The organism is Planktothrix pseudagardhii (assembly GCF_904830925.1).
Lineage (GTDB): Bacteria > Cyanobacteriota > Cyanobacteriia > Cyanobacteriales > Microcoleaceae > Planktothrix > Planktothrix tepida.
In genome coordinates, this window is the sequence record NZ_LR882967.1 from 5,654,252 (window position 1) to 5,680,157 (window position 25,906).

29 protein-coding genes and 1 pseudogene are annotated in these 25,906 nt (G+C 38.0%); 20 read left to right on the forward strand and 10 right to left on the reverse strand.

Translation table 11 applies throughout. From position 1 onward, the window contains the following. Both NMK36_RS24465 and NMK36_RS24470 read right to left on the reverse strand, forming a co-directional pair. The gene (locus tag NMK36_RS24465) at nt 1-1,158 is read right to left on the reverse strand and encodes a response regulator (RefSeq protein WP_254174848.1); all 1,158 of its coding nucleotides are present in this window, start codon (nt 1,156-1,158) and stop codon (nt 1-3) included. A gap of 207 nt (nt 1,159-1,365) precedes the next feature. Next, nucleotides 1,366-1,701 carry a hypothetical protein gene (locus NMK36_RS24470; RefSeq protein WP_072718072.1) on the reverse strand — a complete coding sequence of 112 codons (336 nt, stop codon included), beginning with the start codon at nt 1,699-1,701 and terminating at the stop codon, nt 1,366-1,368. Nucleotides 1,702-2,147: 446 nt separating this feature from the next. Between NMK36_RS24470 and NMK36_RS24475 the strand changes: the two genes are divergently transcribed. Both NMK36_RS24475 and NMK36_RS24480 read left to right on the forward strand, forming a co-directional pair. Continuing rightward, entirely contained in the window at nt 2,148-2,654 is a 507-nt protein-coding gene (locus NMK36_RS24475; protein WP_072718071.1) for an HNH endonuclease, read from the forward strand. Between the two features lie 67 nt (nt 2,655-2,721). Then, entirely contained in the window at nt 2,722-3,111 is a 390-nt protein-coding gene (locus NMK36_RS24480; protein ID WP_072718070.1) for an alr0857 family protein, read from the forward strand. 70 nt (nt 3,112-3,181) lie between these two features. On the opposite strand, the gene gloA2 is transcribed toward NMK36_RS24480, so the two are convergent. Next, complete coding sequence (gene gloA2, locus NMK36_RS24485) at nt 3,182-3,577, reverse strand: SMU1112c/YaeR family gloxylase I-like metalloprotein (protein WP_072718697.1); 396 nt, start codon at nt 3,575-3,577, stop codon at nt 3,182-3,184. A gap of 283 nt (nt 3,578-3,860) precedes the next feature. On the opposite strand from gloA2, the gene NMK36_RS24490 reads away from it, so the two are divergent. The 8 genes and pseudogenes from NMK36_RS24490 (at nt 3,861) to NMK36_RS24525 (ending at nt 11,111) form a co-directional block, all read left to right on the forward strand. Beyond that, a complete protein-coding gene (locus tag NMK36_RS24490; RefSeq protein ID WP_072718068.1) occupies nt 3,861-4,472 on the forward strand; it encodes a hypothetical protein in 612 nt (203 codons plus the stop codon). 803 nt (nt 4,473-5,275) lie between these two features. Continuing rightward, nucleotides 5,276-7,012: pseudogene (gene ltrA, locus NMK36_RS24495) on the forward strand (group II intron reverse transcriptase/maturase). 603 nt (nt 7,013-7,615) lie between these two features. Beyond that, nucleotides 7,616-7,966, forward strand: a complete 351-nt coding sequence (locus NMK36_RS24500) for a hypothetical protein (protein WP_072718067.1) — start codon at nt 7,616-7,618, stop codon at nt 7,964-7,966. A 109-nt stretch (nt 7,967-8,075) separates the two neighbouring features. Next, complete coding sequence (locus NMK36_RS24505) at nt 8,076-8,459, forward strand: pentapeptide repeat-containing protein (RefSeq protein WP_254174849.1); 384 nt, start codon at nt 8,076-8,078, stop codon at nt 8,457-8,459. 60 nt (nt 8,460-8,519) lie between these two features. Beyond that, on the forward strand, nt 8,520-9,632 hold the full coding sequence (locus NMK36_RS24510) for an IS630 family transposase (protein WP_254172743.1): 1,113 nt from the start codon (nt 8,520-8,522) through the stop codon (nt 9,630-9,632). Nucleotides 9,633-9,687: 55 nt separating this feature from the next. Beyond that, nucleotides 9,688-9,999 carry a hypothetical protein gene (locus NMK36_RS24515; RefSeq protein ID WP_254174850.1) on the forward strand — a complete coding sequence of 104 codons (312 nt, stop codon included), beginning with the start codon at nt 9,688-9,690 and terminating at the stop codon, nt 9,997-9,999. Beyond that, nucleotides 9,996-10,421 carry an IS200/IS605 family transposase gene (tnpA, locus tag NMK36_RS24520; protein ID WP_072718065.1) on the forward strand — a complete coding sequence of 142 codons (426 nt, stop codon included), beginning with the start codon at nt 9,996-9,998 and terminating at the stop codon, nt 10,419-10,421. The genes NMK36_RS24515 and tnpA overlap by 4 nt, the downstream gene beginning before the upstream one ends. Before the next feature lie 264 nt (nt 10,422-10,685). Continuing rightward, nucleotides 10,686-11,111 carry a DUF1824 family protein gene (locus NMK36_RS24525; RefSeq protein WP_254174851.1) on the forward strand — a complete coding sequence of 142 codons (426 nt, stop codon included), beginning with the start codon at nt 10,686-10,688 and terminating at the stop codon, nt 11,109-11,111. Between the two features lie 87 nt (nt 11,112-11,198). Here the strand turns inward: NMK36_RS24525 and glgA are convergent, their stop codons facing one another. Next, entirely contained in the window at nt 11,199-12,644 is a 1,446-nt protein-coding gene (gene glgA, locus NMK36_RS24530; RefSeq protein ID WP_072718063.1) for a glycogen synthase GlgA, read from the reverse strand. A 234-nt stretch (nt 12,645-12,878) separates the two neighbouring features. Here glgA and NMK36_RS24535 point away from each other — a divergent pair, with 234 nt between their 5' ends. After that, on the forward strand, nt 12,879-13,436 hold the full coding sequence (locus tag NMK36_RS24535; protein ID WP_072718062.1) for a hypothetical protein: 558 nt from the start codon (nt 12,879-12,881) through the stop codon (nt 13,434-13,436). Between the two features lie 160 nt (nt 13,437-13,596). Here the strand turns inward: NMK36_RS24535 and NMK36_RS24540 are convergent, their stop codons facing one another. Next, nucleotides 13,597-14,262 carry a glycoside hydrolase family 108 protein gene (locus NMK36_RS24540; RefSeq protein ID WP_254174852.1) on the reverse strand — a complete coding sequence of 222 codons (666 nt, stop codon included), beginning with the start codon at nt 14,260-14,262 and terminating at the stop codon, nt 13,597-13,599. A 75-nt stretch (nt 14,263-14,337) separates the two neighbouring features. Then, nucleotides 14,338-15,300 (reverse strand): hydroxymethylbilane synthase, encoded by a 963-nt coding sequence (gene hemC / locus NMK36_RS24545; RefSeq protein ID WP_254174853.1) that lies wholly within the window; start codon nt 15,298-15,300, stop codon nt 14,338-14,340. A gap of 452 nt (nt 15,301-15,752) precedes the next feature. Here hemC and NMK36_RS24550 point away from each other — a divergent pair, with 452 nt between their 5' ends. The 5 genes from NMK36_RS24550 (at nt 15,753) to NMK36_RS24570 (ending at nt 17,780) form a co-directional block, all read left to right on the forward strand. Beyond that, the gene (locus NMK36_RS24550; protein WP_254174854.1) at nt 15,753-16,097 is read left to right on the forward strand and encodes a hypothetical protein; all 345 of its coding nucleotides are present in this window, start codon (nt 15,753-15,755) and stop codon (nt 16,095-16,097) included. A gap of 14 nt (nt 16,098-16,111) precedes the next feature. Beyond that, nucleotides 16,112-16,645 carry a hypothetical protein gene (locus tag NMK36_RS24555; RefSeq protein ID WP_254174855.1) on the forward strand — a complete coding sequence of 178 codons (534 nt, stop codon included), beginning with the start codon at nt 16,112-16,114 and terminating at the stop codon, nt 16,643-16,645. Nucleotides 16,646-16,840: 195 nt separating this feature from the next. Next, nucleotides 16,841-17,083 (forward strand): type II toxin-antitoxin system HicB family antitoxin, encoded by a 243-nt coding sequence (locus NMK36_RS24560; protein ID WP_254174856.1) that lies wholly within the window; start codon nt 16,841-16,843, stop codon nt 17,081-17,083. A 29-nt stretch (nt 17,084-17,112) separates the two neighbouring features. Next, nucleotides 17,113-17,364, forward strand: coding sequence for a CopG family ribbon-helix-helix protein (locus tag NMK36_RS24565; RefSeq protein ID WP_254174857.1), 252 nt, complete (start codon nt 17,113-17,115; stop codon nt 17,362-17,364). Beyond that, nucleotides 17,361-17,780, forward strand: a complete 420-nt coding sequence (locus NMK36_RS24570) for a type II toxin-antitoxin system VapC family toxin (protein ID WP_254174858.1) — start codon at nt 17,361-17,363, stop codon at nt 17,778-17,780. The genes NMK36_RS24565 and NMK36_RS24570 overlap by 4 nt, the downstream gene beginning before the upstream one ends. Nucleotides 17,781-17,852: 72 nt before the next feature. On the opposite strand, the gene NMK36_RS24575 is transcribed toward NMK36_RS24570, so the two are convergent. Next, complete coding sequence (locus tag NMK36_RS24575; RefSeq protein ID WP_254174859.1) at nt 17,853-18,269, reverse strand: zinc ribbon domain-containing protein; 417 nt, start codon at nt 18,267-18,269, stop codon at nt 17,853-17,855. 134 nt (nt 18,270-18,403) lie between these two features. Here NMK36_RS24575 and NMK36_RS24580 point away from each other — a divergent pair, with 134 nt between their 5' ends. After that, entirely contained in the window at nt 18,404-18,730 is a 327-nt protein-coding gene (locus NMK36_RS24580) for a phasin family protein (protein WP_072718055.1), read from the forward strand. A 90-nt stretch (nt 18,731-18,820) separates the two neighbouring features. Continuing rightward, nucleotides 18,821-19,402: an FKBP-type peptidyl-prolyl cis-trans isomerase gene (locus tag NMK36_RS24585; protein ID WP_254174860.1), complete on the forward strand. Its 582-nt coding sequence runs from the start codon at nt 18,821-18,823 to the stop codon at nt 19,400-19,402. Nucleotides 19,403-19,495: 93 nt separating this feature from the next. Here NMK36_RS24585 and NMK36_RS24590 read toward each other — a convergent pair whose 3' ends face one another. After that, nucleotides 19,496-19,819 carry a DMT family transporter gene (locus tag NMK36_RS24590; protein ID WP_254174861.1) on the reverse strand — a complete coding sequence of 108 codons (324 nt, stop codon included), beginning with the start codon at nt 19,817-19,819 and terminating at the stop codon, nt 19,496-19,498. Between the two features lie 161 nt (nt 19,820-19,980). Continuing rightward, complete coding sequence (gene dnaB, locus NMK36_RS24595; RefSeq protein WP_254174862.1) at nt 19,981-22,452, reverse strand: replicative DNA helicase; 2,472 nt, start codon at nt 22,450-22,452, stop codon at nt 19,981-19,983. 135 nt (nt 22,453-22,587) lie between these two features. Here dnaB and NMK36_RS24600 point away from each other — a divergent pair, with 135 nt between their 5' ends. Together NMK36_RS24600 and NMK36_RS24605 are read left to right on the forward strand one after the other, a co-directional pair. After that, a complete protein-coding gene (locus NMK36_RS24600) occupies nt 22,588-24,150 on the forward strand; it encodes an AAA family ATPase (protein ID WP_072718052.1) in 1,563 nt (520 codons plus the stop codon). Beyond that, on the forward strand, nt 24,151-25,278 hold the full coding sequence (locus tag NMK36_RS24605) for a hypothetical protein (protein ID WP_072718051.1): 1,128 nt from the start codon (nt 24,151-24,153) through the stop codon (nt 25,276-25,278). A gap of 93 nt (nt 25,279-25,371) precedes the next feature. Here NMK36_RS24605 and rplI read toward each other — a convergent pair whose 3' ends face one another. Continuing rightward, the gene (gene rplI / locus NMK36_RS24610; RefSeq protein WP_072718050.1) at nt 25,372-25,830 is read right to left on the reverse strand and encodes a 50S ribosomal protein L9; all 459 of its coding nucleotides are present in this window, start codon (nt 25,828-25,830) and stop codon (nt 25,372-25,374) included. Nucleotides 25,831-25,906 lie beyond the last annotated feature (76 nt).

Sequence of the window (25,906 nt, forward strand, 5' to 3'; positions counted from 1 at the left end):
TTACCCCTGATCTACTTTTGGTATTGTAAAATAAAACGTAGTGCCAATTCCCCAGTGTGATTCTATCCAAATTTTTCCCCGATGGCGGTCAATAATTTTTTTACAAATTGCTAACCCTACCCCAGTCCCCGGATATTCTTGATTCGTATGAAGACGCTGAAAGACTTGAAAAACACGATCAAAATTTTCAGGTTTAATCCCGATGCCATTATCTTCAACCTTAAAGAGCCATTCTTCGGGCTTTTCTTCCACTGAAATTACAATTTTAGGCTGAACATTAGGGCGTTGATATTTAATCCCATTGCCAATTAAATTTTGAAATAATTGGCCGAGTTGAATCCGATCAGCTATTACCACAGGTAGCGTCTCAGAAGTAATGATAGCACGACTATCCTCAATCGCACTATGCAAATGAGCTAAAGATTGTCTTAAAATATCCTGACAATCGATAGCTTTAAAGTCCCGTTTTTTCGTGCCGACTCGACTATATTCTAGCAAATCCTTGATCAGTTCTTGCATTCTAATCCCCTCATCTAAAATCGGGGCAACATACTCATCCGCTTCTTGTTCTAAATTAATTTCAGATTTTAAGGCTAATAATAGTTCTGCAAACCCAGTTATTGTTTGTAGAGGTTGTTGTAAATCGTGAGAAACAACATAGGCAAATTCTTCTAATTCCCGATTAGAACGCTGTAATTCTTGATTTAATTGTTCTAATTTTAAATTTTTATCTTGTAATTGCTTTTGTAAACGGCGAATCATTAATTGATTTTCAACTCGGGCAAAAACTTCTTCAACCTGAAAGGGTTTTGTAATATAGTCAACACCCCCAACATTAAAAGCTTTAACCTTATCAAAAACATCGTCTAAAGCACTTAAAAAAATCACCGGAATCCCACCCGTTTCTTCCTGACTTTTTAACTTCTGACAAACTTCATACCCATCCATTTCGGGCATTTTAATATCTAATAAAATTAAATCAGGTGGCTCATGCTTTACTGCCATTAATGCTAACTTTCCATTAATGGCACATTGAACTTCATAGCCCTGTTCACCTAATGTTTTTGACAATAACCTCAAGTTATCAGGCGTATCATCAACAATTAAAATATGACCTTGATGATCTGACATACTATTTTTACGATTAATCTCTGCCATCACAATTTACCATTTTAGGAGGAACAGGGGCGTTAACCCTTAACGCTTGGCATAAACCTCCCCCCATTCCCCCATCCCCCTCATCCCCTCATCCCCTCATCCCCTCATCCCCTCATCCCCTCATCCCCTCATCCCCTCATCCCCTCATCCCCTCATCCCCTCATCCCCTTGTCCCCTTGTCCCCTTGTCCCCTTGTCCCCTTCCTAACTAACCATCTAAACTCTCCACACTCAGAGGAACCATATCGCCTTGAAATGTAAGTCCTAAAAACATTTCCTCTTTCGGTCGAATAATTTTTCCTGTTAAGACACAGCGTTCTTCTTGTTCTGCAATGGCGGAAATATGGGCACGGATATCTTCTCTGGTCAATGACGGGCGATAATCTCCTGATTTTTGTTGGACATAATTCCACAGTATGTCTCGAATCAGGGCTTGATAGCCTTTATTCTTAGCCAGTCCTTTTAATCTTTCTTTGAGTTCCCGTTCTAGGCGAATGCTTGTCACTTCCATATCAGTCGTTGAAGTCCGAGGAAGGGTATACATAATTTTTTCTCCATGAATAGGTAGACATCTCTGTAATATTAGTGTAGTATAAATAACGTAAGATTAAAACTATCTATATCGAGGTTCAGCTTTCAAGTGATCAACTTATCCACATTCAGGCTAAATTCCAATCGTTTCAAGGGTTCAGGCTCATCTGATGGAGCTACCTGGAATCATGAAACCGGAACCTCTATTGTTGAGGGCCAGTCTAGCAGTGGTTATAGTGATCCAATAGAACCCAATCCATCAAACATATCCGCTCAATTCCACTTTGACCCCTTAACGATTGCACCATTCTTTTTTCATCACCGAAGCGGGAGGTACAAATTGAGATGAACTGTACCCAAACCCAAACCCAAACCGAACTCGGTTGAACCCCCGCTTCCTCATCAGAAAAAGAGGCGGGGGTTTGTGTTTGTATCAATAAGTGTAAATGGAGTCAAGCCGTGACCAGCCCAACTGACGTATTAAGGCAATCTGTGGTCGTATTCTCCCCCAATTATTTGCCCATGAACCGAGTCAATATCAAACGGGCAATTGGTTTGTTAGTGACCGGAAAAGCTGAACCTCTGGATCTTAATTCCAATGACTCCGGTTGGTTTGTCCATTCTCCGAGTTTGGTACTTCACGTTCCAGCGCAAATTCGTTTAACGATAGCTGGTCAAGAACGAATTTGGAAGGTTCCCCCGGTAAACCGTCGGGAAATTCTGCGACGAGATCACCAATGCTGCCAATATTGCGGGAGTACAAAACGATTAACCATCGATCACGTCTTTCCCCGTTCTCGTGGGGGTACTCATACCTGGGATAACGTGGTCACGGCTTGTGAACGTTGCAATACCACTAAAGGCAATCGCACTCCTGAAGAAGCTCGAATGCCGTTACGCACGAAACCCAAAGCCCCCATCCACCCAGTTGTTGCTTTCGCCGAATATTTCTGGCAAGGGTTGTAGGGTATCGGTGAACAGCTAACCGTCCACCGTCAACAAACCCTTGGCTTTTAAAAGGGATTCAAAATCAATGCTGAAGTTAACTTATACGGAAACAGCGTTTCATATTGAGCATCTTAGTCAATCTCCAGAACAACTGGTGGCACTGCGGGTGAAGTTGGCCATGCGAATGGGTCAAACGATGGTTGTTGAACCGAGTTCTGCCTCGTTTCTGTTACCTGTCAATGTCTCCACCTTGTCGATGTTAGAGGCGGCTGTTCGTCAACAACGCTCAGAAGCAATTGCCTTATGTGTGGCGGATACAGAAACCATTGAAGTCAGTTTAACTGGAACTTGGATTACTGTTGATCCAGAGGGTGAAAGTGGAATTTTTCTCACGGTTTTAGGCGATCGCACCGAATCATTACTCTATCACCTCTGGCAACAAGCATCGGGCAATACTTCCGTGATTCGAGATTAATTTGAGGGGGGTTAACACAGTCATAATATTCAAGATTTGTCTTAACTCACCCTCCCCTACTCATTCCCGATTAACCTACATTTTTTTGATAAATTTCCAATGGCAAATTATCAGGATCTTTAAAAAATGTATATCGTTTTCCTGTTATTTCATCTCGGCGAATCGGTTCTACACAAATCCCCTTCCCTAATAAATCGGCAACGCTTTGGTCAATATTATCGACTTCAAAGGCTAAATGTCTTAAGCCACAGGCTTCCGGTTGATTCGGTCTTTGGGGAGGATTAGGAAATGAAAATAACTCAATCTGATCTTGAGTTCCGACTCGCAGATCTAATTTATAAGAATTTCGTTCTTTTCTAAAGGTTTCTTCAATAATTTCAAACCCTAAAAGATTGACATAAAAATTCTTTGATTTTTGATAATTAGAACAAATAATTGCAATGTGATGGATTTTATTGATTTTCATTATTTCTCCTTCTAAAACCTGAAATTGTAATGTCCCATTATTACTTTGTGTCAACGGTGTCAACTTCTGCTATTATATAGAATCTATTCTCAATAAGACTTTTGCTCACCGTGCTGTATCCCAGCCAACAATTTTGGCCTTCTTGTCCTCCTCTAACACCAGTTTTTCTAACTCAACACCTAGACTAAACACTAGATTTAGGGTATAATTGATGAGATATCCCAATAATAACGCTATATCTAGTATTTGGGAAAATGATCGTCCAGAATCTAGGTGTTTGCCCATGTCTCAAAATTTAATCAAGGCTGGAGTTATTGTGCCGAGTCAATGGCCCCTAGCCCGTGTCTGGTTAGAAGTTGCCACCTTACTCAGTATTGCGCCCCGACACATTGAGCGCCTAGAATTCTGGCCCCATCAAATTTGGGTAAAAATTCAACAGAAAAAAGCGGTTTTCGTCAGTTATCGTCGCTTACCCCTGTGGAAAGAAACGGGGTTAGATTCAATTCAAAATTGTAGCGAGCGATCCAGCTTAGAGCAATTAGGAGAAATGCTCAGTTTAGAAGTCAAGCACTATAAAAATCAGTATAGCCCTGTTGTTTTAGAAGAATGGCGTTCAGCTTGGGCGAAAAAATCTCAATACTTTAAACTCGAAGCTCAACGACAAGCCCAAGAAGAAGAACGACTCAAACCCATTCGTGAGCGTGAACAGGCTGGTCAACAATGGCACGAAGGCTGGAAAACAATTTTACATTATTGTAATAGCTTTGACTCCTTAGAACGATTAGCTCCTGAACTTCAACAACAAAGCCAAGAATTTGCCGATTTACCCGAAGGGGAAACAGCCATGCAACTGTGGCATCAACGGTGGCAAGAACTCACCCAAGCTACAGCCTAGTCCAGCGCTAATCGGAATATTCCCTTAAGCAAGTCACTGTTAATCCTGAGATTAACAGTTTGTTCCCATTGGTGCTATTAATTTGCAACAGCTTAAGATATAATAAAGTAGGTTGTGCGAGACGTTCCTGTCAGAGTCGAGGGTTAAAACCCAAAACGTAAACAGGGAGATAGGTACAAACAATTGGTACACAATAAATCCAATCGAGCCTGTCTTAACTTTGAAAATGTGGCTTTAAAGGAAGGTCAATCTCGGAGTCAATGGTACAAACTATCACCTACGGTAGCCAGAACCAAAGAGATACGGCAATTCCCACAGTGCTAGACTGATTATCAAAACACTGAAGCTGGGAATAACGGGAAATCGGACATAAATCAAATGTCTAAGTAGTTCTCTAGCCAATTGCCTATGAATAACGAAAGTGAACACTCGTCTTGAACTGTCGTTATTATTAAGTAGCGAAATGATTTGACACGCTGCGTTCAAAAGAACAAGGGGAAAAGTAGAGACTTGTATTCATCATCTACAAAAGGTAAGGTTTTAACCTGAACACTTACTAAGACTCCCAAAAGTACCCCGGCAGAAAGAGAGATTCTAAAGGCAATAACCCCATTTTCAAGGAACGTTAAAATCCCTCATATACTCCTACAGAGGTCGAATACTGTTAGGTAGCTACAAATCTAAAGCTTATGTTATGAGGGTGAGAGATGGAGTCAGAAGCTAATACCTAAATGTAATGTTTAGGATACGCTGATAGTCTCCGGTTTAGTTGTTAGGTAAGGTTGTGATTAGTATTTAAAACGGTGAAAACGAGTATAACCAAGACTACGGGTACATGGAATTCTATTAATTGGGCGAAAGTCCAACGGGTAGTATTTAAGATACAAAAACGAATTTACCAGGCATCATTATCGGGACAAAATGCAAAGGCTCGAAAGCTTCAGAAACTTCTAGTCAAGTCATATTATGCCAGACTTCTAGCAATTAGAAAGGTAACTCAGGATAATCAAGGCAAGAGAACAGCCGGGGTTGATGGAATCAAATCTATTACACCCAAACAACGGATAGAACTAGCCCAAAACCTGAGTAAATACCAAAAAGCCAAACCACTCCGAAGGAAATGGATACCCAAACCCAACGGGGAAAAACGCCCATTAGGTATACCAACTATAAACGATAGAGTCAGGCAAGCCTTGGTTAAATTGGCGTTAGAACCTCAATGGGAAGCCAGATTCGAGGGCGAAAGCTACGGGTTTAGACCCGGACGTTCAGCCCATGATGCTATGTCAAGAATCTTTCAAAGCATCAATAAAAAAGAATACTATATTCTCGATGCTGACATCTCAAAATGTTTTGACCAAATTAACCCTGAATACCTACTGTCAAAAATTGATTGTCCATCAGTAATAAAAGCCCAAATCAGGCAATGGTTGAAAGCTGGAGTGATGGATAACGGCATATTTGAAACAACGGTGACAGGCACACCGCAAGGAGGTGTCATCAGTCCTCTACTTGCTAACATTGCACTGGATGGAATGATTAGGCTAATTAATACCCTCTTTCCTAAGAAAACGAATACAGTACAAGCCCAAGTCATAAGATATGCCGATGATTTTGTTGTAATCAGTCCACAACTTAAAATCATTCAACAGTGCCAAACTGCCCTAGAAGAATGGTTAAAACCTATAGGTTTAGAGCTAAAACCCTCAAAAACCCGAATTTGTCATACACTAAGAGAAATCGAAGTAAATGGGGAAGTGGTTAAACCAGGATTTGATTTTCTAGGTTGGAACTTCCGACAATACCCGATGGGTAAACACCACGCGAGTAAAGTAGGAGGAGGAAACAAACTATTAGGGTTTAAACTCCTAATAAAACCTAGTGAAAAGGCAGTTAAAGCTCACGCGGACAAGGTAAAGGAAGTGATTAAAAAACACAAAACTGCACCCCAATACGCACTAATCAAACGCCTGAATCCAATAATCAAAGGATGGTGTAACTACCATTCCAAGGTTGTCTCTAAAAAGGTATTCTCCTTTTTAGACTACATAACATGGCAAAGATTAAGAGCATGGACAGTTAACAGATGCGGAAAGGCAAGTTACAAGAAATTGAGTAAATATTTCAAGAAAAACGGTAATAGAGCGTGGAATTTTGAAACCCAAGATGGTTTTAAACTATTAACCTATGCAGAAACATCTATTACCCGTCATGTAACTGTAAGACCCGAAGCATCGCCCTACGACGGAAACTGGACGTACTGGAGTACAAGAATGGGTACATCCTATGATGTCCCTAAAAGAGTAGCATTATTGCTCAAAAAGCAAAAAGGTAAATGCAATCTCTGTAACCAATATTTCACCCCAGAGGATGTTGTAGAAATCGGGACACAATTCATCCCACAACTTTAGGCGGGAAAGACGAATATAAGAACCTACAACTATTGCATCGCCATTGTCACGATATTAAAACGGCAACTGATGGGTCTTACAACTCAATCATAAACCGGATGTTCTGATGACAGAAGGCAACTAGACTAGGAGCCGTGTGCGATGAAAGTCGCAAGCACGGTTCTGAATGGGAGATAAAGGTTGCAAAGCCCTCATCGACCCCTAATTGAATTTCCAGAGTGCTGTATTAAACCCAAAAATCAGGGTAGTAATCGAACTCAAAAGTATCGCACAAGGATACAAAATCAGGGTTAGCGCTGAATCCATCATCGGCGCGATGAAGATAGATATACCCTGTATGGGGGATGACCTTTCAGACTCCCTTGTTAACTTGGGTTAGCAAAAATATATCGCTGACGATTACCTTAAACCCATCGTCAACGGCCATTGAAGACGTAGCAACGTTCAAAACGTCAAATTTTTTTGACTCTCTCCAAAAGTAGGGTAAGACATACCCGAATTCTAAGTCAAATATTCTCCGTAAATCTTGGGGAGATCATACCCTCTAGGTAGCTTTTGCTTACCTTTATTTGTCATGTTTTTGCATCATTAAATTTTGTAGAAACACTCAAAAATAAAGGGGTGCTTTTGCTGGGATTTTAATCAACCCAAAACCGCTTTACTTCAGTAAAGGGGAATATCAGACTATTTGCACAAGCAAACGACTGTAAAACATAAAAGGGGGTGACGTCCATGTTCAAGCAAAATCAAAATCAACTCAAAAAAGTGCAATTAGCTGAAGGAGTATTTGTCTATACTCCTCTTGATGATCTGTGCATTCCAGCTTTACGGTCTGGGTATGCGGGATACCCCGTTAACCCTCGATGGAATGCGATCAAGTTCCATGCTTGGAAAATCGGACGACAATGGCGCGAGGCACTAGGACGGGGCGAAATGATCATCCGGTCAACGGACTCGATGTTAGTCCCTATTCAGAAGACTGAGGAAAGTAGTGACTCCCCCTTACCTCGATCGTGGGGCGTTAAGCAAATATTAAAATTATCCGACCATTCGGCTCAAAAGGATGTTCTCGCTGTAAGTTGAGTTAGAATTTTAAGCAATCTCAAGAGTCAAAGCAGATATTTTCCTGTTTCCTGGCTCCTGAGCTTGCACCTAACCCTCAAACAGCAGACAAACCATGAAGAAACTCATAATGTCATTACTAGCAGCTTGTTTAGTGACTTTACTCTCGCTAACAAGCTTTTCTAGTAATGCTTGGGCTTATAACCAAAACCACCTTGACCGTCTCAAAAGCGGTGTTGAGCAATGGAATAATTGGAAATTTACTTATGAAGGCGCAAGTGAGGATATTGACTTAACAGGAGCCGACTTGAGTGGCTTAGACCTAACCGATGTTTTTTTGCGTTTCTCTGACCTGAGTGGAGCAAATTTAGCGGGTACTAACCTCCATGATGCCGATCTGATCAGTGTCAAGTTAAACAATGCTAATTTAACTGGATCCGACTTAACTGATACATCCCTTTCTGATACCGACTTTAGTGGTGCGAATCTAACAAATGCTAATCTGAGTGGATAAGCTGTTAAGCATCTAAATAGGGTATAATGAAAAACCAAGTTTAGAAAAATCAATCAAAAGATGCCTGCTAAAAATCATTTAAATGAAAAGCAAGTAGAGAAACTACAGAAAAGATTGAAAGAGGAAGAAAATGGACAAATCCGAGAAAGAATCTTGATTTTATTATTGCTAAATGATGGTAAAAAGCAAAGTGAAATTGCCAAGTTTTTGGGCTGCTCATTAAACAAAGTATGTTATTGGTGTGTACATGGAGACCCTGACAAATTAGAAAGCCTAAAAGATGAAAGAATGAAAGGAAATTATAGAAAAGCCACAGACAAATATATAGAGATATTATTAGAAACAGTAGAAAAAGAACCGGAAGAATTAGGATATGAATTTGGGAGATGGACAGGAGAAAGATTGGCAACTTATTTAGAACAAATCACAGGAATCAAATTAAGTAGTTCACAAGTGAGAAAGATATTAAAGGAAAAAAAGTATGTTTATTTGTGGGCAAAGTATAGCTTAGAAGAGAAAAGAGATCCAGAAAAAAGAAAATTATTTAAAGATAAAATAGAAGAATATTTGAAAATAGCAAAAGAAAGTCCAGAACAATTACAGGTATGGTTTTGGGATGAAAGTGGATTTAATTTAAGAGTGATAAAAAGAAAGAATTGGTGTAAAAAAGGGAAGAGGAAACAGATTAGAGGAGACAGGAGGAAAGGAAGAGTTAATGTGATGGGAGGATTGAGGTACTCGGATAAAAAAAGATTTGTAGAATTTCTGGATAAAGGAAATGCAGATAATTTTTATCAAGTGTTAAAAAGTTTTTATCAAGAGCTAATTTATGAATGGGTATTAGCGGGAAATCAAGCAGAAGAATTTGTAGAAAAAGGAGCTAAGATCCTGATTATTCTTGACAATGCAAGTTTTCACAAAAAAGAAGAGTACCTAGAAAAAATTAAAGCAGAAATGCCGAATGTCTATTTAGAATTTCTTCCAGCATATAGTCCAGATTATAATTTAATTGAATTAGTCTGGCATTCAGCTAAAGAATATATAGCTCATCGACTCTTTAAATCAGTTGATGAGCTAGAGTGTTTATTACATCAGCTTTTAAATGAAGGACAGTTATCTATTAAATGGGGACGTAAACTTAAAAACAAAGGTAATGCTATAATCACAGTTTAAATACACAACAGCTTACCACTATACAAATGATTTCATTAATTTTCAAGGGGCAAACTTGAGTGATGCTAACTTAAATAGCGATGAGCTAATAGTCTGTAATATAAACACAGATCCCTACGCAGATCGCTACAGAGATCCCTACGCAGATCGCTACAGAGATCCCTACGCAGACCGCTATACAGACCCCGAAAATAGCTACAGATACCAGTTCAGATGTGAATCTTCTCGTTCACGAGAATCTAATTTAGTCGTCAATTTTTATCAAGCCACTTACAACGAGAATACTCAATTTCCGCCGGGTTTAGATCCTGAACGTGCTGTTGCCAAAAACAATCAACCGTTTGATCGATATGCACGCTATCGATGAAAAATGATTTTGTCAGCAAAGGTAGATCTGTTAGCGATCTCAAGGTTCACTTGGTTTTGACGACCAAATACAGGCGGAGGGTTTTTACCCTTGAAATGTTGAATCGGTTGCATGAAATTCTTGAAGAATTACTTCAAAAGTGGGATTGTAAATTAATTGAATTTAATGGTGAAGATGATCATGTTCACCTTCTTTTTCAATATCATCCAGATATTGCTTTGAGTAATTTAGTTAACAATCTTAAATCTGTGACATCCAGAAAACTCCGGCAAGAATTCTCTGATTATTTAAGCTCTTTTTATTGGAAAGATGTTTTTTGGAATGGTTCTTACTTTGTTGCAAGTTGCGGTGGAATAACTATTTCGACTCTAAGGCAGTATATCGAGAACCAAAATCAACCTGATTGTTCCGATAGTCCCTGACCGCAATTCATCCCACGCTGCCCTAGCGGGTCAGTCGTGGGACACGAGTGCGGATGAAGCTAAAACGATTAACACATGACAGACCTCTGAGTTCTTTAAAAATTCAGGGGTATAATTATAGCATGACATAGGAGATAAAACAGCCACCATTAATGTTTTGATGATCTCGGCATTTATTCTATCAATATTCTGATATAATAGATAATAGTCTCAATTGCTAATGATACAATTTTTTTCCTGTTTTTTATCTCCTGACACCTGATTATGATTTCTCCAGGCCCAATGCCATTAACGGTGCAAGATGCTGAAGCCCTTTTAAAAGACTTTATTTGTAACGATGTTATTTCCCCGATCTCGGAGGAAGAAAACGCTAAAATTCAACAAGCATTATTATTACTAACCCATGAATCTGACTATCAAATGCTGGGAATTTGTGCGGATTCAATGGCACAAGCATTAACGACATTAAAACAGTATTTAAAAGCTTTAGAATATTCTATAAATGTTGAAGATAATCCTTTAGAATCTCTGGAAGGAGCCGTTTATTTAAAATTCAATGGTCGCAATCAAACATTTTATCTTAGTTCTTATTTAGACAAATATCGAGGGGTTTTAATTTCATTTCAATCAACGGAAGAAGATGGAATTAATGGAGTATACGGGCATTTTCCGTTAGATTTATTTGCTTAAAAAAACCGGGTTTCTAAAGGATTCATCTTAAGGTCATGTTTTAGATAAGATAACAGCCAGAAACCCGGTTTATTCAATCATCAACCTTTAAACAACAACGCTAGAACTGGGTTGAGGTTGGGGTGGGGGAGCAGGTTCTGATTCATTCGGAACACCTCCATAGTTATCCATCAAATTGCTATAGAGTTGGATATATTCTCTAGCAGAATTTTCCCAACTAAAGTTTTGACTCATGCCACGACGTTGCAATTCGCGCCATTGATCTTTAAACCGGAATGCTTCAGAAGCTCGAACCATTGAGGTATAAAAATCTAAGGGTTCATAGCGATCAAAACAGTATCCTGTTCCTTGATAATTAATCGGATCATTATAGGATACCGTATCCACTAAACCCCCAGTGCGTCGGACAATGGGAACACAACCGTAACGCATTGCCAACATTTGACTAATACCACAAGGTTCAAAACGACTCGGCATCACAAAGGCATCACAACCCGCATAAATCCGCCGCGATAAGGCATCATTAAACAATAATTGTGTTGTCATCCGACCCGGATAACGAGAAGCCATGTGCCATAATTGGGTTTCATAATAGCGATCGCCTGTTCCCAAAACAATCAATTGACAATCGGTATAAGATAAAAATTGATCCATAATTTGAATAACCAGATCAATTCCTTTCTGTTCTACCAATCGCGTTACCATACCCATTAAGAACGTATTAGAATTAACTTCTAATCCCACTTCTTCTTGAATTGCAACTTTATTGACGCGGCGATTTTCCAAGCTATCCGCCGTAAAGCGTTCAGGAATATAAGGGTCAGTGGCTGGGTTATAGGAATTCGTATCAATTCCATTTAAAATCCCTGTCATTTTGCCACTGATATACGATAGCAACCCTTCTAAATTTTCCCCATAGGCTGCGGTTTGAATTTGTTGAGCGTAAGTCGGAGAAACGGTCGTCACGACATCAGCAGCTTGTACCGCCGCCGCCATGGTATTGTGACCCTGCATATACCAAGGACACCAAGTAATCCGTTCCAAATACCAACGCCAAGGCCCTTGATAAGCTAAATTATGAATAGTGAAGACTGTAGCAATATCTGGCGTTTCGTGCATCCAGACTGGAATCATGCCCGTATGCCAGTCGTGGCAGTGAATAATATGGGGTTTCCAATAGTTCCACGCAAATTCAGCCGCGCCACTGGAAAATAAGGTGAACCGCCAATCTTCATCTTCTCCGTAGTAGACGCGACGAGGCATAAAGGATGGATGTCCAAACAAATATAATGGTACATCAGTTTTTGGAAATACCGTTTCAAATACCGCGAAACGCTGGTACATGGTATTTCCCCACCAGATCGGATCTTTTGGGATTTTGATCTTATCAGGGAGGAAGCCATAATAGGGCATAAAGATGCGAACATCGTGTCCCATTGCTCGCAATACCTGCGGCAATGCACCGACCACATCTCCCATCCCACCAACTTTCGCTAAAGGTGCCGCTTCTGCGGCGACAAATAGAATTCGCATTTTAATTTTGCGTTCCCTTAGTTGCTCCGTAACGTTATCATACCTGTCTCGGTGTCCGATTAAACGCTTTATTCGAGTTCGTTGAATTCGCTATCGAAGTGAGTCCCAAAGGCGATGTCCACTGTACCGAGAATATTGTATGTTGGAATTAGGAATAAATCTCACCGAAATCGAGTCAAGTCATGCTGTAGCTAAATACTCGGTTGTCGATGCCTTTCGCAGGAGATTCAAAAAATGCTTGATCAACTGCTCAATTCTATTGCATCCTGGGGTCGGTTTCACAAGGCATTCACCAGGCTTTCCCCTTTTGTTAACACTTTAGCCTGGAGTGTACTCCTGGGTTTTGGGGAAATTCCCGTAGCACAGGCACTTTTAATTTCACAAAATCCTAACAATACTCCTTTAGAAACGGCTACTGTTCAACATCATTTTCTGGAAGAGGGGGTTTACCTCTACGGTCAGTCTCCCCAACCCGAACAAATTGGACAAGCTTATATGGTGTTTGAGGTAAAGCAAGGTCAGGTGACGGGAGCGTTTTATATGCCTCGCTCGTCTTTTGACTGTTTTACCGGAGTTCCCCAAGGAAATCAACTTAATTTAAACATCATTGAAAGTTACAGTCAAGAAGCTTATTCTTATAATATTGGTTTTAGCAATACTGCTGTTGTTGCGGCGGCAGGAGGTCAAGGAACGGAGAAAAACAATATTGTTTTAGAAGGGTTTCATCGAATTCCAACGGTCAGTGAAAACGACACTCGCATTTTAAGTCAATGTAAAGCTGATTTTAAGTAGATAAATAGGGAACAGGGAACAGGGAACAGGGAACAGGAGATGGAAAAAAGGGGTTAGCTATCCGATAATTACTTGTAGCAAATATTGAAGGATGGAATATTAACGATTAACGGTTAACCCTTAATTGTTAACAGTTAACCGTTAAAAAAATCTATAACAATTATTGTTTTTTGAGTAAATCAACGGCTTCTTGTAATAACTGGATAGCCTGTTCTATTTTACTCAAAATTTCTGCTTGGCTAACAGGTTTAGGTGTTGGTGTTGGCGTTGGCGTTGGTTTGGGTGTCGTTACACCTCCTAATTCATTAACATACCGCAATAAATCTTGATCTCGTCTTAACCATCCATTTAAGAAAACTTCTTGACTGGGGTTCGCTTTTACTCGTTGATAACGATAATCTATTCGATTTTGACAATAGCGTTGGGCGGTTTGTAAATTATTGGCGTTTTCTAATGCTGCTTTTGATTTTGCGCCAAAATTTCCATCAACGGTTAACCCACCAATCGCTTCTTGTAAAAATTCTAAACTGCCTTTTACACTAAAATTAACAGCCGTATCAAAATGGGCTACCGCTAAGGGTAACACCATTGAATCTGCTAAACAAGGTTTCCAATATTGTTCATAATAAACGGCTTCTACTTCCGGTTGGGTAATTTGTAATACCGACTTAGACGCTAAATTTTTAACGCGCAAATAGGTATCATAAGTAGCTTGGGAAATCCCATAATTCACTGTACCCGCTAAATCTCTAGGGTCGCCAGCACCAGCTTCCCATTTTAACGTAAATTTTAAGGCAGTTTTAAAAGCTTCAGGATATTCTGGCATGGTTTGGGTTGGGGGTAAGGGTTAGATATTGATCAAAAAATATCAATGCTTATCAATATCTAACCTATTTGTCAATTAACTACGCTGAATTTCAGCAAAAATTTCGTTTAATATCTCTTGAGCACCTTGGTCTTTGAGTTTATGGGCGAGTTGAATTCCTAACTCTTCCGCATCCGTTGTATTTCCGGTAACGGTATCTTTAATTAAGCGTTTTCCATCCAGACTTGCTACCATTCCCGTTAAGGTCAGTTGGTCGCCATTAATAGCAGTATTTACGCCAATGGGAACTTGACAACCCCCTTCCAATTCCCGCAAAAATGCCCGTTCAGCATAACATCTTTGGGCGGTGGGAGTGTGTTCAAGAACTTTAATAATCTCAAGAATATCGTCATCTCCTTCCCGACATTCTATCCCTAATGCGCCTTGTCCGACGGCGTGGAGTGAAATTTCCGAGGGGATCACTTGATGAATGCGATCGCTCATTCCTAAACGAGTTAACCCAGCAACCGCTAGAATAATAGCATCATACTCTCCATCGTCTAATTTTTGCAGACGAGTATTGAGGTTGCCGCGTATATCTTTAAATTCTAAATGAGGATAATGGTGTCTGAGTTGGGCTAGGCGTCGCAGAGAAGAAGTCCCAATAATAGCACCCGCCGGAAGGGTTTCCAGTTGTTTATCTTTGTGGTTTTCATGAACCACTAAGGCATCTGCGGGATCTTCCCGTTCCGAGACACAGCCTAACATTAATCCTTCGGGGAGTCGAGTCGGTAAGTCTTTGAGGGAGTGCACCGCAATATCGCTATCCCCGTTAAGCATTCCTACTTCTAATTCTTTGGTAAACAGTCCCTTATCCCCAATTTTAGCCAGGGCAACATCGAGAATTTTATCGCCTTGGGTGGACATGGTTTGCACTTCAAAGGTGATATCGGGGAAGTGTTTCTGAAGTTCTCCCTGTACCCAATAGGTTTGTACTAGGGCGAGTTGGCTTTTGCGCGATGCAATGCGGACGGTACGAGTCGGGGCAGATACAGACATACTAAAGCAATAATACAAGCAAATAAAGTCACTGGATCTAGCCTACCGCAGAGAGGGACGCCAATGTTGTTAAGGTGTGTGACAGGAGCGCATCAATTCTATGATTGCCAATTTTCTAACGCAATAGAAAAAGTATGGCGGTCTTTGGGTGTTCGGCGTTTTGTAGATTCCGAAAAATTTCGGAATTTCAAAAAATATCTAACTCCTCAGATGTCGGCTAATCACGATTGCACCTTGAATTGAGCTATAAAACATCGAATTTTTTGACCTATCTCTATCAAAAATCACTGGGGTTTTCAAAATATCTGTTTTATATTGAAAGAGGATGATATTTTAAACAAGTGATTTCGCAGTCACTTAAACTGGTTTAAGCTTCTAGACCGAACTTTATTCCAAGGCTAATTTTTCCTGTTTTTAAAAATGCTATCCAACTTTGTTGGAGAGGAGTTTTTATGTCTGAATGGTTTCAGCAGAAATTACCTAATATGAATTGCTTTTGTCATGAATCAGGCGAACCTATTGCTGATCCTCATAATTCACGAAATTCTAGTTATATCGAGCAGCCCACTACTAATGAAAGAAATTATCCCGAATATTTAGATGATGAGAATATTCAGGAAAATAAAGATGAGTCTGATCAATTTTGTAATCAATTGAATAAACCTAAAAAATTAACCCCGAAAGATACGATGGAGTTTCTTTGTGAACCTGATCCTTGGAGTCTTGATGGAACTCCTCGATGTAATTCAGGTTACTGTGAAGACTCTATTTATGATTTAGATGATCAAAATGATTAAAGAACAGGAGTTTTATGTCTCAATTATACCAATTTTCTCAAAATCTTGCAATCGGTAAACAAGGAGAATGGCAAATGATTAGATTTTTTATCTGGTTAGGCTTTACTCAAGTTGAATTAGAAGAGGTCTATCAGCACCAACTCAAAAGACAAGGTTATCCGTTAATCGTTGATGTTTCTGACCGACCCGATTATCAGGAACAAGAAATTGATATACTATTATATAATCATCCTGATAAATGTCCGATTTCAGTTGAGGTTAAAAAACAACCATCAGCCTTAAAGTGGGGAAATTTATTTTTTCAAATTACAAACCATCGAGGTGATCCAGGTTGGGGTGATAAATCCAATGCTCATTATTTTGCATTTATTGTTCCTGATTCAGAAATCTTATTAGTTAAACGTTCAAAGCTGTCAGCATTAACACGAAAACATCAATTTCCATTGAAAACGATGGATAATAGAGAGGAAGGATTATTGATTCCTGTTTCGGATGTTCGGAACATTTGTGATCCCGATAAAATCATTCCTATTCCTAAATTAGCTTAACAAATTCCCCCTTGTCATGCTGAACAAAGTGCAGCGTAGTGAAGCATCTGATAGAGATTTGTGCTATCAGCAAATAACCTTTGAGATCCTTCGCTTCACTTCGTTACACTCAGGATGACATTAAAACAGGTGGTAAAATGGTAAAAAGAACCTATATCAAGCGGATTATACGCTTATTAGATTTGGAGATTTGGTATGCAAAATATAAAAACACAAAGTAAATCCTTAGAATATTACTTAAATTTACCTTATCCGATTACACTATATCCTGAACCTGACGGGGGTTATGTTGGTGAAATTAAAGATTTACCAGGGTGTATGACTCAAGGGGAAACCCTGGAAGAAGTTATGGCAAATTTGCAAGATGCAAAACACCTATGGTTAGAAACCGCTTATGAATTTGGGGATGGAATTCCAAACCTAGAGGCAAAAATTTAGAGTCATAAAAAATTAGGAGCTTAAAATAAATGCCAACTAATTCAATTACAATTCCAGTGAGTGAAACTTTAAGTGAACAACTAAAAACTTTAGCCGAATTACAGGATAAATCAGAACATGAACTAATTATAGAAGCATTGGAAAGTTACATTCGGAAGTTTATACCTGAAAAAAGTTGTTATGATTTGGCGATAGAATTGGATGTTATTGGAAGTGTTGTAGATTTACCCACTGATTTGAGTACAAATCCTGATTATTTTAATGGATTTGGTGGTGTATGAAGCAGAAAGTTTTAGTTGATACGGGGCCATTAGTATCAATTCTATCATTATCTGATACTCATCATCAAAGATGTATAACAACCCTTCAAACACTGCAACCACCGTTATTAACCTGTTGGTCAGTTATCACAGAAACCCACTGGCTGATTCGGAAAAATAAAGTGGCTGTCACTTCCTTATTTAAAATGATTGAAGGAGGATTAATAGAAGTTGTTCATTTACCAGAGGAATCTATTCCTTGGTTAAAAATTTTTATCCTAAAGTATCATGATATTGGAGTTCAAATAGCTGATGCCTCCCTATGCTATTTGGCAGAAATTCGACATCTGGATACAATTTTTACCCTAGATAGAAGGGATTTTTCAATTTACCGGATTAGAAATAATCAAACTTTAAAAATTATTCCTGAATTTTGATTTCAGTCAGATCCTTTTCTATTTTAAATCAAAAGCGATCGCCTATCCAATAAACAACTATTTTTTGAGGTTCTAGTCCTTATATCTTTGGGCTGAAGCCAACAATGAAGTTTTTAAGTTAATCAAAAAAGGGTTATTAATAGTTAGAATAAAACTAACTATTAATAACCCGAAAACAACGACCCAAACGATATTCTGCTGAAGCCAAATTTTGATAGCAACAGATAGAGCTTGCTGAGGTTTAATCGGAGTAGAAATTAATGGTTCAGAACGATTTTGATAGAGGGTACATTCCTGAGCAAAAGGACGTTGTGGAAAATTACAGGTATCATCCTCATGATAGAGACAAGTTTCACAGAGAGATTCTTTCCCGCTAGAACGATAGAGGGGAATACCGGGGTGTCCAAACGCTTTTAGCTGATATTGACAATGGGGACAGTTAACCGCTTGAGAGTCAACGAGTTGGTGACAACGGGGACAATGGGACATTTTAAGGGTTTAAACCTTCAAAAAATGAATCTGCGAATTTGGGGAAAATGCCACAAAATAGAAAATGTGAGCCAGTCTAAAAATAAAGCCTAGCTTTATATTTGCACTTTAGCAGCCTTATACGGGCAGAAACAATGGATAATCAAAATAACTTACTTCGACAACTGCTGATGATTGGGATTGGAACAACATCGTTAGTAGCGGAAAAATTGCAGGAAGCAACGGATCAGTGGGTTAAAGACGGAACGATGAATACAGAGCAAGCTAAACGCTTTGTAGACGATATGATGCAGGGTCTGAGGTTAGATCATACCAGTTTAGAAGACCTGATGCAGCGACAATTTCGGAATTTAATGCAGGATGTGGGGGTTCCCCGTCAGTCGGAACTCGATGAGTTACGCGGACGCCTCGACCGCCTGGAACGTCAAGTTAGAGATTTAGAAAATCGTCTTTGGCGCTAAACAGTTCCCAAATAATGTCAAACTTAAAGATTGGGTTTTCTCTAAGAAAACAATCCTAAAGGTACATGAGTATACGCAGGAGGATGAATTTTGCGAGAAATTCTAATTAGTTTAGGGGTGATTATTGTTTGTACAGTTGTGTTAGTTGTTGCTCAAATTACAACAGCCGTCCAACAGGCGAAAGCGACGAATCAAAACACTCCTATTGCAGTACAACAAACAGTTTCTCCCACCTCAACAGTAAAAACATCTAGCAATCCTTTGTTTGCACAAGGTATTGCGTCCAATGCTCAAACTATTATTGCTCAAAACATGACAAATTCAGAAGACAAAGTAATTACAACTGACTCTGGTTTACAGTATGAAGATTTGACCGTCGGAACAGGTGAATCTCCTAAGAAGGGGGACACGGTTAGCGTTCATTATACGGGAACTTTAACAGATGGTAAAAAGTTTGATAGTTCTCGCGATCGCGGACAACCCTTTCAATTTAAAATTGGTGTAGGTCAGGTAATTAAAGGTTGGGACGAAGGCGTTATGAGTATGAAAGTTGGCGGACGTCGCAAGTTAATTATCCCACCGGAATTAGGTTATGGTGCTCGCGGTGCTGGGGGTGTGATTCCTCCGAATGCAACATTAGTGTTTGATGTGGAACTGTTGGGCGTGAAGTAATTCTTTTATCCTCAAACGTTACCGAATTAACCGGGTTTCTAATCATAATTTCTGGGTTCAAATCCAGGTTTTATCCAGAACCCGGTTTTTGATTTATTTTCCTGAATTTAAGCCGATTACACCGATGATAATCAATGCAATTGATATAAATTTAATCGAAGTAATGGACTCCCGAAAAAAAACGATTCCAATCATCGCAATTAAAGCAGTTCCTAATCCAGACCAGACCGAGTAAGCAAGGCTGACTTCAATTTTTTTGAGGACTATTGTTAAGCAAGTAAAACTAAGTCCATAGAAAATAAATATTCCTATAGAAGGCCAGATTCGAGTAAAGCCTTGGGATAACTTCATACAGGTTGTTCCCATTACTTCAAACACAATTCCTAAGATGAGGTAAATCCCACTGATTGATTCCATATTAATTTGCCAATAATGCTCAAACCATTATCCCTCAAATCGGAAAAATAGGGTTTCAGCAATATTGTATTAACGGGTGGATAAACCATAAGTGAAGGATTACAGTTATTATGGGTAAAAATGCCCTAATTTTTGTTGAGGGGTGGGGAATGCAAGTTAAATTAACTAGACCGAGGATTGGCTAAATTTCTGAATTTGGTAAATTGAGGGTCAAATAAGAGTTTAATGGTTCCTGTGGGGCCATTCCGATGTTTAGCCAGAATAATTTCTGTAATTCCTCGGTCTGGAGTATCAGGATTATAATAGTCATCTCGATAAATCATCATGACTAAATCCGCATCTTGTTCAATTGAGCCCGATTCCCTTAAATCCGATAACATCGGGCGTTTATTTGTTCGAGATTCAACGCTTCGACTTAACTGGGATAAAGCAATAACAGGTACACTTAATTCTCTTGCTAATCCTTTTAATGACCGAGTGATTCTTGATAATTCCTGTACTCGATTATCGCTTCCTCCTTCCATTAATTGTAAATAATCAATTAAAACTAACCCTAACGCACCTCCTTTTTCCGCTTGTAATCTTCGAGTTTTAGAACGCATTTCGGTAACAGTAATATTCGGGGTATCATCAATAAAAATCGGTAATTCCGCTAAGGAACTAATCGCCATTGTTAAGGGTTCCCATTCGGATTGACTAATGCGTCCTGAACGAATGCGGTTACTTTCAATTTTGGCTTCACTCGATAACAGTCTTTGTACTAATTGTCCTTTCGACATTTCTAAACTAAAAATAGCAATCGGTAACTTGTGACCCTTGGCAATATTATGTCCTAAACCGACGGCAAAACTGGTATTATGAACGCAGATATCATTGGCAACAAAATTATGGGTTTCAGGAATCGTTAAGTCATAAACCTGTTTGTCCCCGACGAATTCAATTGAAACAATTTCATCCCAATAAATATCGCTGGTTGCTAACTGTTGTAAAGGTAAATCCTCTAAAACAGTTGCTAAAGTCCAGAGTCTTTCTCGTGATAATTGTTGTTTACCAACATGAATATTACTATATCCTGAAATTCCTGCTCGTTTTGCTAAACTTGGCCAAGATTCATCGCCTTTAACTGTTGCAATTTCTTGCCAAATTTCTACAGGAATTAAATCTCGGTTCGTTTGATAGCGTTTATTCATTAACGCTTGTTGTATTTTTAATAGCGTTTCTTCTTGACTAAAAATCCCAATTTCTGAAATGAATGTTTTGATAGATAAAGCATCGGTAATATCCAGTTTCCAAGCCGTTCGTCTGGTTTCTTTATATTTAATAGAACGCTTTTTCAACGTTGCAATAATACCAAATCGTAATAATAAATGTTGAACTTGTCGGGCTAATTCCTCACTAACGCTGGCATAACCCAGTTGACATTGACCACTAGCTAAAAGAGTTGCCCAACCATCTGTTGCAAACAGACGATTAAGAAATAAAGCTATTTGCGATCGCTCTAATCTAAAAATAATTTTAGGAATCGTTTTTTGATGAGGTTCTTGTGCTGATAGTCCAAATTGTTCTAACCATTGGTAATTATTATGATTTAAAACAATGTGTTTATTCTTCAACCCTCCATTTCCTAGCAAATAACCTAAAATTTTAACTTGATATTCGGGTAATTTTTCAGATCCCCAAATATTAAATTGACGAGGAACAGCAATTTTATCTCCAGGTTTAAGTTCTGCTAAAGGTCGCCATCCTTGAATCATTAAAAACGGATGAGTCAAGGTTGATTCCACAAAACGTCCTAATTTTGTTGTTACTCTAAAGACGGGTTTAATTCCATCATCAATAAAATCCGAAGGTTCAGTAATTTTAAGTTTCCAATCAGATTTTAAAGTCAAAATTTGAGCTTTTTGACGGTTATAAATCTCTTGAATGGTGACAACACTGCCATCGGATAGAACAATTTTACTATCAAAACTTAAACATTTCCCCATTGACGGTCTACCCGCAATAATAATTAAATCAGACCGTTGGAAACCTCCTGTCATCGCATCTAAATCATAAAATCCGCAAGGAATACCGGGTAAAGAAATCCCTTCATTACGGTCTTCAATTTCTTGGAAGGTATCAATTAAGGTTTCTCCAATTGATACTAAATCTTGTTGGGGTCTAACTTGAGAAATATTAAAGATTTGTTGTTCGGCTTTATCGAGAACCGTTTCTAAATCTTGGCTAGTATCATAAGCTAATTCAATAATATTATGTCCGCCAGTAATCAGACTGCGACGGATTTTTTTATCTAAGACTAATAAACCATATTGATCAATATTAACAGCCGAAACTGTCCGATCAACCAGTTGAGTTAATTTTAATTGTCCTCCCACTTGTTCAAGTAACTTTTGATCCGCTAACCAAGTGGTAACGGTCATTAAATCGGTGGGTTTTCCTTGGAAATGAAGGGTTAATGTTGCCCGATAAATAATTTGATGGGATTTGAGGGCAAAGGATTCAGGTTGTAATAATTCTGCTACCCGACTAATGGCTTCTGGATCGAGGAGAATTCCCCCTAAAATAGCTTCTTCTGCTTCTATATTTTGCGGGGGAATGCGATCGCTAATATTGGAAAATTGAGGTTCATTCATCGGATGAGTTAGTTAATAAGCCGATTAGACCATTTTGTGTTAAACTCTATTATAGAATAGTTAGTGATTTTAAACAATGGTTAGATAGTCCATCTGGTAATGGTTTTGAAAGAGTAATTAGATTAGGTAGGATTTATGGATTCTATTAGAGTTGAAAGATTACGCTGTTTATCTGATACTGGTGATATCAAAATCAAGCCTTTAACAGTTCTTCTTGGACAAAACAGTTCGGGGAAAAGTAGCTTTTTGCGTATTTTTCCTCTTTTAAAGCAAAGTATAGAGTCGAGAACAACTGGCCCTATATTGTGGTCAGGTGATTTCGTAGATTTTGGAAGTTTTCATGATGCTCACAAGAAGAATTCTGATAATAATATTGCTTTCTCTTTCAAGTTTAGATTAATTAATCTCAGTAATAATTTAATTAATATATACTTAACAATTCAGGTAACAGAATATAAAGAAAAACAGACAACTAGAACTAGCAAAATAGATTTAAAGTTTGAAGATTCACAAATTGAATTAGAGTTTGACGAAAATCAATATGTTACTAAGTTTTATGTGAATTCCCTGAATATTTTGGATTTTGGCTATAAATATAGTGATCAAAAAATTTATAGTCATTCATTATTGCCAATAATTAGTGAAGAAACTGATGAAAATCTATACAATAAATCAAACAATTTGTTTTTAATTTTTTTAAATTCTGTATCATTTACAGGTTTATTTAATGCTTTAGCTAAACATATAAATAAATATCTTCTTCCAACCAATGAACCTACTATTATATATCAATTTTTTCAATATTTTGCTTTAGACAGTTCAGAAAATTTATTAAATTATATTCAGAACCATAACTTGTTTGCTAAAAATTGGAAACAAGAAACTAGACAATGGACAATTGAGACTGAAGATTTTAAACAATTAAGAGATCTAATCATTGCTAATGCCCTTCCTATAATTCTTAAAAATTGTGACGAAACTTTAACTAACTTATCAGAGCAAATGAGTTATATTGGGCCAGTGCGGGCAACAGCAGAACGATCTTATCCACACCAAGATTTAGCAGATGATCAAGTTGATCATCAAGGAAAAAATCTAGCAATTTTTTTACGAAATCTAACTGATAAACAGAGACAAACTTTTTCAGAATGGACTTTAGAAAACTTTGGTTTTGAACCTTCAATTCAAACTAGCCTTGGAAACATTTCTTTGATGATCAAATATAAGGATTTTAATGAATATCTCAATATTGCTGATACTGGGTTTGGTTTTTCACAAGTTCTTCCGATTATTACTCAATTATGGTTATTAAGCGTATTTCCAAAATCTAAAACTCAATTAATACCTAAGTCTCTTAATGAAGTAACAGAAATAGTAACTTATGCCATTGAACAACCTGAGTTACATCTTCATCCTCGTCTACAAGGAACTTTAACAGATGCCTTCGTTACAGCAATTAACACAGCGAAAAACAATGATATTGATTTACGTTTAGTGATTGAAACCCACAGTGAAGTATTAGTCAATCGACTGGGACATTTAGTAGCTGAGAAAAAAATCTCTCCTGATGATATTAATATTGTTTTGTTTGAACCTTCCGAAGAATCTGGAGAAATACAAGTTAGGACTTCTCAATTTGATAGTGAAGGATATTTAGAGAATTGGCCATTAGGCTTCTTTGAAATGGAGCTTGTATAGATGCTGATTAATATTCATAAATCTGTTTTTGATAACAATAATATTTGGGATGAACCAGAAACTATTCCAGCTTTAGAAAATTTAGCAAATGCGGTTCGAGAAGGTAAACATTTAGTAATTTCAGATAGGGAAACTTTAAAAATAATTACCCAATGTCAAGACTTATCTAAAACGACACGAGCTATTTATACTATGCTCTACAATAAATTTTCTGAGTTGAGATCCTATCTTTCTGTTGTAACAAGATACATTGAAATTACTGATCTTTTAGAACCAGCATTAAGTTCTTTATCCGATCAAGAAGTTATTCAAGTTCCTTTAAAATTTTTTGAAAATACCCAGTCAATACAGAAAACAATACTTCTTTGTGAAAATAGCAGTGATACTTCTTTTTATCAAACTATAGCTAGAGTTTATCTAATATGGAAAAACGCTAATATTAAGTTAGAGTACGAACCTAGAGGTGGTGGGGGTAATACAATTGATACTGAATATGATAATATTCAAAAAACAACAAAGTATTTCTGTCTGTGTATTTTAGATAGTGATCGAATTGCTCCTGAAGGAAAGCTAGGGAGTACCGCAGCACAAATTGATCAAAATAAAAATCAAAGCTCACAGTTTTTCAGGACAAAAGTTTTGATCCTAGATGTACACGAAATTGAGAATTTAATCCCTAATTCAATTTTACTTGGAATTTGCTCAGGTGATAAACAACGAGAAGAGGCACTTAAAAGAATTGAGAAACTTCAACAAATTAGGGGAAATCAGATCAAACATTTTTTAGATATAAAAGAAGGAACGTTAATGTATAAAATATTTGATTCTACGAACCCCAAGGATAAATTATTTTGGGAAAGTCATGTTTTGGAAATCAATAGAATTTTAAAATGTATAGATGATGATTGTCTAGCTGATTGGAAATGTAATAAGACTAAAAGTAATTGTCAATGTCAAATTTCATTAGGATTTGGAAAAAATACGCTTGATAATACTATTAAATATTTGGAAAAAATAGAACCTCATAAAATTGCTAAAGAATTTAACAATGATATTAAGCCAGAATGGGAAAAAATTGGCCAGGTCGTAGTAGATTTTTGTATTGCTCACAGCCCAATCCGTGTTTGAATTTTAACTATACAATGAAAATAAGCCCTGAATTGAAGTTAGGGCTTATGGGGGAAACCTGTTAAAATCGGTTAAATTGATTCCAATAAAAATTTACAGAGAAACAACTTCAACGTCTACATCAGCCGTTACTTCAGAATGTAACTTAATATGAGCTTTGTAGGTTCCTAATTTGCTGATAGTCGGGAGTGTAATTTCCCGACGATCAACTTCTTGACCGATAGTTTGTTGAATTAATTCTGCTAATTCACGGTCAGTAACGGTTCCAAAAATTGCATTTTCTTCCCCAACTTGTTTGGCAATTTTGAATACACCCACCGCTTCCAGGGCTTTTTTCTGAGCTTCCGCTTGTTGTTTAAGTTCCAGTTGCCGTTGACGTTCTTCTTCCCGACGACGTTCTACCTGTCTCAGAATGCCGGGGGTCGCCCGAACTGCAATACTCTGAGGTAGTAAATAGTTACGAGCATAACCAGGGGCCACTTCTACGAGATCCCCATTTTTTCCGAGTTTACTGACATCTTTGGTCAGAACCACTTGAACACGCTTCGCCATGATCAGTTCCTATATTTTTTTTAACCCAAACACTCTATATTAACGAAATTAGGGTGCGATCGCAAGTCCATGATCC